At 43.9% G+C, this 7,180-nt stretch carries 6 protein-coding genes and 1 riboswitch; of the genes, 5 read left to right on the top strand and 1 reads right to left on the bottom strand.

Annotated features, from left to right (window positions below):
* Window positions 1-180 precede the first annotated feature (180 nt).
* On the bottom strand, window positions 181-2,442 hold the full coding sequence (locus ACFI6J_RS16990) for a tRNA(Met) cytidine acetyltransferase TmcA domain-containing protein (RefSeq protein WP_348670624.1): 2,262 nt from the start codon (window positions 2,440-2,442) through the stop codon (window positions 181-183).
* Window positions 2,443-2,501: 59 nt separating this feature from the next.
* On the opposite strand from ACFI6J_RS16990, the gene ACFI6J_RS16985 reads away from it, so the two are divergent.
* From ACFI6J_RS16985 to ACFI6J_RS16965, 5 genes are all read left to right on the top strand, one after another.
* Window positions 2,502-2,927 carry an acyl-CoA thioesterase gene (locus ACFI6J_RS16985; RefSeq protein ID WP_012517742.1) on the top strand — a complete coding sequence of 142 codons (426 nt, stop codon included), beginning with the start codon at window positions 2,502-2,504 and terminating at the stop codon, window positions 2,925-2,927.
* Window positions 2,928-3,057: 130 nt separating this feature from the next.
* Window positions 3,058-3,161: riboswitch (TPP riboswitch) on the top strand.
* Between the two features lie 55 nt (window positions 3,162-3,216).
* Complete coding sequence (locus tag ACFI6J_RS16980; protein ID WP_156078056.1) at window positions 3,217-5,307, top strand: TonB-dependent receptor; 2,091 nt, start codon at window positions 3,217-3,219, stop codon at window positions 5,305-5,307.
* Between the two features lie 17 nt (window positions 5,308-5,324).
* Window positions 5,325-5,588 (top strand): hypothetical protein, encoded by a 264-nt coding sequence (locus ACFI6J_RS16975; protein ID WP_014948708.1) that lies wholly within the window; start codon window positions 5,325-5,327, stop codon window positions 5,586-5,588.
* Window positions 5,588-6,232: a nicotinamide riboside transporter PnuC gene (gene pnuC, locus ACFI6J_RS16970; protein ID WP_039226441.1), complete on the top strand. Its 645-nt coding sequence runs from the start codon at window positions 5,588-5,590 to the stop codon at window positions 6,230-6,232. Before ACFI6J_RS16975 ends, pnuC begins: the two co-directional genes overlap by 1 nt.
* Window positions 6,198-7,040: a phosphotransferase gene (locus ACFI6J_RS16965; RefSeq protein ID WP_156086082.1), complete on the top strand. Its 843-nt coding sequence runs from the start codon at window positions 6,198-6,200 to the stop codon at window positions 7,038-7,040. Before pnuC ends, ACFI6J_RS16965 begins: the two co-directional genes overlap by 35 nt.
* The last annotated feature ends 140 nt before the right edge of the window (window positions 7,041-7,180 follow it).

The following is a 7,180-nucleotide window of genomic DNA, read 5'->3' as shown; positions in this document are numbered from 1 at the left end:
TTAATTTAGTAAGTGAGCTTTTCTCGAATGGGATTTTATTTATAGGGCTTTAACACCAGTCCGCATAGGTCATTACCCACTCTGCTAGAATTAAAATGTTCGTAATCGCGACTTGTTAACGCAGGTATAGTGGCTCTACGCCAAGCTGATTATTTGTATTTTCAGGCTACAGACTTTCTATTATTTGAAAGCAGGCAGAAGTGCTTCTCTTATAACAATAGTGACTTCTTTTAACCCACTTGCTTTTAGGTTTTCTTTGTTAAATGTAGAAACAAGTTGCTTCGCATTCATATCTGAATGTGTAAGTACTTTTCTGAGAAAGCGCTTCGTGTTAATGATTTCAACAAGACGCCATAGCGTATACAGTATTGTGTTATTTGGCTTGTTCAGTTGAGTATTTGCGCTTGGTGTAGGCTGAGTCTCTGCATAACGCGCAATTTTATGTAATATCGGCCAAACATCATCTAAAGTGCGTGTGCCTTGGGTAAAATGTACTAACTTTTCTACATAGATTGTCAGTATGCTAATGGGCACGTTGTCTAACTGGTTATCGAATTTAAAGCTCTCTTTTAGCGCTACCAATTCAGAAAGCAGTTTTTTTGCTCTGTTGGAATGAGGATATAACGCTAGTGCACTGGTTTCGCCACTGGCTTTATTAGGCTTTCGCCCATAGTCTACAATCTCAAATCCATTTCTTGTCCAAAAACTGTCTAACTTAAGTGTCGTTCCATAAGAAGTACAGATAGCGTCAATACTTTGCTTCTTGGCTTCATCACTAACTCTTTGTAGCAAGTAACTGCCCATACCCTTACTCTGCGCAAGCGTATCGACGGCAATACGGTTAATACGCCAATATCTAAACGTTGCTGTTTTTGCATCAGCAGACAACAGAGCAAGTCGCTGTGCACCTAAATGCCCTTTAGGACGACGCTTTCCAGACGCAATCCCCAATGCGGTATCGTTCAGGTAGTCGCTACCTTCAGCGTTTATGATTGCAGCACCTATCACGTTGTCGTTGAATTTAAGTATGGCAACAAGTACATCAGGGCTATCCATCAAGCGCATAAAATCATCGGGCGTAGTTTGATAATGGGCTAATGAAAGTAGCGACATTATTTGCTGAAGCGCCTCTTCGGAAATGCTTTTAAACGAACTTATGGAAAAATCGTAATCTATCGGTGGGTTAATACTGTTTTTGAAATTAATCTCGCCAATATTGCGCGCCGCATCTCTGTCCTCAAATAAACAAGTCGTATTGAAAAAGGCTTCAATGGGATCATGTTCGAACCATCGTAACGGCGTTGATAGTCTTAAATGGATAGCTGATGGCGGTAAACTAGGGATGAGTTTGTGAATAAAACCACTGCCTGAACCTTCATAACCCAAAAGCGTAGTACTAAGCACCCACTGCTTGTGGTTGGCTATGATCCGGTATACATCCGGGAGGGGGATTGAAGCCGCTTCATCAACAATTACAACGTCGTACTTTTCATCTTCTGTGGTATATAACAAGGCACTGTCAGGGGGCACCCATTTTACACTGCCAAACGTCGCTGCCTCATTCTTATCACCAAGGATTAGTTGGGTTTGAATGTTAGCGGTGGATGGTTGTTGTGTTCTGACACCTGCTATTTCGTACTGGTGAATACGTGAAAGCACGTTCTTCACATTATCAAAGCGTTCACTGGTTAATAGTACATTTTTACCCTGTCTGATTAGGCTTTCAATGAATATACCTAATAATGATGACTTGCCTCTGCCTCTTGGGGCGGTAATCAGCGCGTTTAGTTTATTAAGTGAGTGTGCTTGATATAAACGACTGTATGCCTGCTCTTGCTCTTCTGATTTAAATAGTGAGCCTCTATAGACGTTTGACGTTACGCCTTGGCTAATGCGGTACATAGCCGTATCTGGAAGTGTGGTTTTTTCTTCAGTGTGAAGTGCCACGTAGTCGTTGTTACGCAGGTGCTTTATAAAGCGTTCGAGGTATCGACTTTGTGTAAGCGTAAACCCCTCCGACAGGAACGAGACCGAAATATTGTTGACCCATTCACTCAATGCAGGGCAAATAAGTATTAAACAACCACTGCGTTTAACGATCCCCGCCACTGCCATCACGTCGCCAGGTTTGAATGAATCGCGACAGTCTAATGTGGCAATGTCACATTCGCTCCCCAGTACTTGTTTGCGGTTCTTTCCCTTAAGTGTATCGCCAGCAAAATTCACAACGCTTATAGATGAAACTTCATCTACAAAGGCTTGAACGCTACGTATGGCAGCTTCACAAAAATCATCATTGCCAGATATTACAAGCATTCTCCGGTGAAGCGGGCAAGTCACGTTTGATAAGTGTGAAGCGTGAGAGCTTTTTTTGCAGCCATTTTCGCCGCTATTTTCAAAGTAGGGGGCTAATAGCCATTCGCGTAATTGAGTTAGCGCCATGAATCAGTTTTTTCGGTATAATCTAACGCTATAGTAGCGATTTATTATGAGGAATTCGAATGCGCTTTCTTTCTCGGCGTCTAGTTATGCCAAACGACCTTAATTACGCCAATTCTTTGTTCGGTGGCCGCGCGTTAGAATGGATAGACGAAGAAGCTGCAATTTGGGCTATTTGTCAGCTAGAAACTAATTGCTTGGTAACTAAGCATATTGGTGAAATTAGTTTCGAATCACCGGCTATGCAGGGTGATATCGTAGAGTTTGGTCTAGAAACTAAAGCTGTAGGCCGTACGTCTATTACCGTAAGCTGCTTGGTACGCAACAAAGCAACCAAGAAAACCATCTGTTTTGCAGACGATATCGTTTTCGTAAAGGTTGACCCTGATACGCGTCAACCAACCGCACACGGCAAAACGTTGGAAGGTTTAAAAGCACAAACTGACGATGAAGTACGTCGCCTAAATATGAATATTGACGCTGAATAGCCCTAAGCTTTCAACGCCTTATATCATATATAAAACCTTACGTTAGCTTAACGTCTTATCTGCTTGACGGCGTGTATCGAACTGGTAGACTCCGTCGCAGAAGTTGAGTTTGCTAGTTTTAGCCGCGCAACACTATACCAAGGGGTGTCCGTTTTCGGTCTGAGATCCACATTCGTGGGAACCCTTAAACCTGATCCGGATAATACCGGCGTAGGGATGGTTCACAATATAGCCTTATCACCTGCCGTTAGACCCGGATCTTTTTTCTTAAATAAGAATAAGAGATCCCATGTATAAAACACTTTTCACACTTTCACTGCTTGCTAGTTCCGTTGCGGCCTATGCGCAACAAACCAATGTAAGTAACACTTCAGATAGCACGCCATCAGATATTGAGCGCGTCATCGTATCTGGTGATTTTCGTCAAACTACACTCGACCAGTTAAGTGCTAGCGCGACCATTTTAGATCAAGAGCGTCTTCGCAGTAGACAGCCGAGCCATATCGACAGTGTGCTAAACAGTATTCCAAACGTAAACTTTGCAGCTGGTGCGTCTCGCGGCCGCTTCGTGCAAATTCGCGGTATTGGAGAGCGTAGTCAGTTCGCCGAGCCTATCAATCCTTCTGTAAGCTTTATCGTCGATGAATTTGATTTTTCAGGCCTTGCTGCGGCAGGTCTTATTTTTGATACTAAACAACTAGAGGTATATCGCGGACCTCAGGCTACCTTATACGGCACAGGTGCATTGGCCGGAGCGGTTAAACTCTCCAGTAATGACGTGGGTAGCGACGCCCCAGACTACGTTGAAGCCCGCATTGGGAACAAAGAGAGTTACCGTATTGAAGGCGCCACTGGTGATGATATCAACACGGATTGGGGCTATCGTGTTGCGCTGGTTCATAATCGCAGTGATGGCTTTGTAGAAAATACGTTCTTGAATAGAAGCGATACCGCGAATATCGATGAAACCGCACTGCGCTTTGCCGTTGAAGGCAGCGTAGATGAGCGAACCACACTTGCACTTACTTATCGCTGGTACGATATCGATAACGGTTACGATGCATTCTCGCTAGACAATGACAACAAAACGCTGTCTGATGAACCAGGATTTGACGAACACCAAACCCACGCTGTTAGCGCGCGCTCTACAACCAATACAGCAGCGGGCGACTTTATTCTAATTGCCACCCATGCTTCTCACAATATTGCTTATGGCTACGATGAAGACTGGACATTCACAGGGTTTCACCCGTGGGGTTACACGTCTTTTGACGCCTATTATCGCGATGTAGAAACACAGACCGGCGAGATGCGTTTCGTGTCGTCTGACAGTGCCGCACTTTTTGATGGTATGACTGACTGGACAATAGGCGTGTTTTATAAAAGCACGGAAGAAAAGCTGCTACGTCAATACACTTATTTGGATAGTGACTTTGCCAGTGAATACACGCCTACGACGACCGCTATCTATGCTCAGACTGAAAGTCGTTTGAACGAAAATTTAGTACTGGTAGCAGGGTTAAGAGTAGAAAACTACGATTTTGATTACGCTGATAACAACCAACTTACTCGCGCGTTCGACACCACCATGGTAGGCGGGAAAGTCGCGCTTCAGTATACGCAGGGCAATCACTTCTATTACGGCAGTATTTCACGCGGATATAAAGGTGCAGGCTTTAACCCCGACAGCCGCGTGAATGACAATCAGCGATTCTTCGACGAAGAATATAACTGGAACTACGAAATAGGTGTAAAGGGCCCATTACTTACGCCTGACCTAATTGCTCGTGCTGCAATTTTCTATATGGATAGAAAAGATACTCAGGTGAGCGATTTTGACGTTATCACTCGTGATGACGGTACGGCAGGGTTCGTAGACATTATTGATAATGCTGATTTAGGAACAAACAAAGGAGCCGAGCTGGAGCTTAGCTGGATTGCTAGTGATGCATGGCAGCTAGATGCAAGTGTTGGATATCTAAGCGCTACCTTTGAAGGGTATACGCTTGCAGACGGTACTGAAGTGTCTGAGCAAAGGCAGGCTCAATCACCTAAGTGGACCGCAAACCTGTATAGTGAGTACGCACTTACAGATAACATGCTCTGGCGTGTAGATGTAGATTACAAAAGCGAATACCGTTTTTCTGACGGCCATGATGTAACCTCGCCAAGTACTACGCTGGTTAATTCGGAGATTGTGGTGTTACACGGTGATTGGCAGACATCACTGTGGGTACAAAATGCCTTTGATCGTGAGTACTACACCCGTGGATTCGGTGGTTTCAGCAACGACCCTCGCGATGAGTATGCCTTCGATGAGCCATATTACCAAATAGGTAACGGTCGTCAGTTTGGCGTTACTGTTAAGTACGCGTTTTAAAATAAAAGGAAACAGACATGCAAGTTATGGTTGAACTGTCGTTGTACCCATTGGTTAACGAATACATTCCACCTATTCAAGATTTCATTGATAGGTTAAATAGCTATAGTGATATTGCAGTTTCAACAAGCTCAACCAGCACGCAGGTTACAGGTGACTATGGCGTGGTTATGAAAGTACTTGGCGAAGAAATGCAAAGGACCCATGAAGAAGTGGGGCAGGCTATTTTCGTTGCTAAGTTTTTAAACTTTGATGCCATGCAATCTAGAAAATCATCTTAATGGCTAACTTTTTTTCTGAGTTTACCTCACAAATTGCCGCTACTTCGCTTTTAGAGTGGGTAGCGGTTGTCCTCGCTATTGCCTATGTGCTGTTAGCCGCAAAACAGAACAGCTGGTGTTGGCTGTGCGCTTTTGTGAGTACCGCAATTTACACCTGGCTATTTTGGCAGGTGACTTTGCCATTTCAGTCTGCGCTTAACTTCTTTTATATGATAATGGCGGGATACGGTTATTATCAGTGGTCGAAAGGGGCGGAAGATGGCGATGTTAAGCCAGTGCTTCATTGGCCGTTCTGGGCTCATTTGCTCATTGTGCCGAGTATGTTATTGCTCGCTTGGGTTCTGTCTGAGGTGGCAGGCTCACAGTTCAATAGTGAGTACCTACTATTAGATGCGAGCATTAATTTATTGAGTGTAGTCACAACATTTATGGTGGCGCATAAAATCCTGCAAAACTGGGTTTATTGGTTTTTCATCAATTTAGCGTCCGCATACTTATACCTGCAAGTGGGTTATGCATTATCTGCTTGCCTGTTCTTAGGCTACGTTGGTTTTGCGGTATTTGGGTATTACCAGTGGCTAGTACAATATAAAAAACAAGGTGAACAGGTTGGATATCATCGCCACGCTGCAAAAGGCGCTTAATCTTAGTGACAGTGCGAAAATTTTGTCACACCCTGCTGGAGCGGTAAATCACGTTTACCGCGTTCAAGAGCTCGCAGATAGTCAGTTACCCTTGATTGCAAATAACCTTCAAAGTAGTGGGCAACCAAAATCGGATCATAACCCTGTCGACTTAGCGGTGAAATGGATGGGCGATGATGACTTTAGTGGGGTTAATCGTGCGCACCAATTTGCTTTGCAGCAACAGCTTTATAGGTTGGGAGTAGCGCCGCAACCTATATGGTTAAGCGATGATGAAACCATCTGGGTTGAGCAGTGGCTAGAGCACAGTGAAAGTGCGACGCTTTCAATGCTTGAGCTGGCCAACACCCTCGCTCGTATTCATTCTTTGCCCATTACCGCTAGGCCATTAGATTTAGCATCAAGATGGCAGCATTATATTAATGTTGCACAGCTCGATATGAGCGGTGAGCTTTATCTAAAAGCCCAATCATTGCGGAAACAAGTAATAAAAAGTGAACAAGACGATGACGACTATGTGTTATGTCATAATGACTTGCTAACTAATCACTTATTACTGAGCGCAGATAACTCACTCAAGATTATTGATTGGGAATATGCCGCCATGGGAAACCGCTACTTCGATTTAGCAAGTTGCTGCCTTATCAATAAACTTGAAATCAATGAAAGTAGAGAGCTCGTTAAGCATTACGCCAAGCTAATGAATATCGATGAGCACGACGCGATAGCGAAATTTGATCTGCACACCGAGATTGTCGCTATCACTAATGACCTGTGGTTTGCTGCGCTTAACGCCAATAAGGTCTAATTGGCATAAACTGCTCCGCATTTAAAAGTGACGCTGCATAGAAGTCGGTTTAAAAGCGAGCAATAAGACAAAACACAGGTGATGGATAAAGCCTATTTGGTGTTATTCGATTGAAAAAACAGCGCATTGCGTGTTAATTA

The organism is Alteromonas sp. G4i13 (assembly GCF_054960505.1).
The sequence above is the reverse complement of the archived record's forward strand: the minus strand, read 5'-3'. Positions and strand labels throughout refer to the sequence as shown.